Consider the following 1,187-nt stretch of genomic DNA (forward strand, 5'->3'; position numbering starts at 1 on the left):
TGTCTAAAGAAAAATTTGAACGTACGAAACCGCACGTAAACGTTGGTACTATCGGCCACGTTGACCACGGTAAAACAACTCTAACAGCAGCAATCTGTACGACTCTTGCAAAAGCGTACGGCGGTGCAGCAAAAGATTTCGCATCAATCGATAACGCTCCAGAAGAGCGCGAACGTGGTATTACAATCAATACTTCACACGTAGAGTACGATACTCCAACTCGTCACTACGCGCACGTAGACTGCCCAGGACACGCGGATTATGTTAAAAACATGATCACAGGTGCTGCGCAAATGGATGGCGGTATCCTAGTAGTTGCTTCAACAGATGGTCCAATGCCACAAACACGTGAGCACATCCTACTTGGTCGTCAGGTTGGTATTCCATACATCATCGTATTCATGAACAAATGTGACATGGTTGACGATGAAGAGCTTCTAGAGCTAGTAGAAATGGAAGTACGTGAGCTATTGTCTGAGTACGATTTCCCAGGTGATGACTTACCAGTAATTCAAGGTTCAGCACTAGGTGCATTGAACGGTGAAGAGCAATGGGAAGCGAAGATCATTGAACTAGCAGAAGCGCTAGACAACTACATCCCAGAGCCAGAGCGTGCAATTGACCAGCCATTCCTAATGCCAATTGAAGATGTATTCTCAATTCAAGGTCGTGGTACTGTAGTAACAGGCCGTATCGAGCGTGGTATTTTGAACGTAGGTAACGAAGTTGCAATCGTTGGTATCAAAGAGACAGTAACAACGACTTGTACTGGTGTTGAGATGTTCCGTAAGCTTCTTGACGAAGGTCGTGCGGGAGAGAACGTTGGTGCCCTTCTACGTGGTACTAAGCGTGAAGATGTAGAGCGTGGTCAAGTATTGGCAGCGCCTGGTTCAATCACTCCACACACTAAGTTTGAGTCAGAAGTTTATGTTCTGTCTAAAGATGAAGGTGGGCGTCATACTCCATTCTTCAAAGGTTACCGTCCACAGTTCTACTTCCGTACAACTGACGTAACTGGTGACATTTCTCTACCAGAAGGTGTAGAAATGGTAATGCCTGGTGATAACATCCAAATGGTTGTAGAGCTAATCGCTCCAATCGCAATGGATGAAGGTCTACGTTTCGCGATTCGTGAAGGTGGCCGTACAGTAGGTGCTGGTGTTGTAGCTAAAGTTATTGCTTAATAA

1 protein-coding gene is annotated in these 1,187 nt (G+C 45.6%); it reads left to right on the forward strand.

Annotation, left to right across the window (positions count from 1 at the left end; translation table 11 throughout):
- A partial coding sequence (tuf, locus tag ACWU4D_RS19575) for an elongation factor Tu (protein WP_456053123.1) occupies positions 1-1,184 on the forward strand: 1,184 nt, incomplete at its 5' end.
- Positions 1,185-1,187: the final 3 nt, after the last annotated feature.

Source organism: Vibrio phycocola (genome assembly GCF_053850235.1).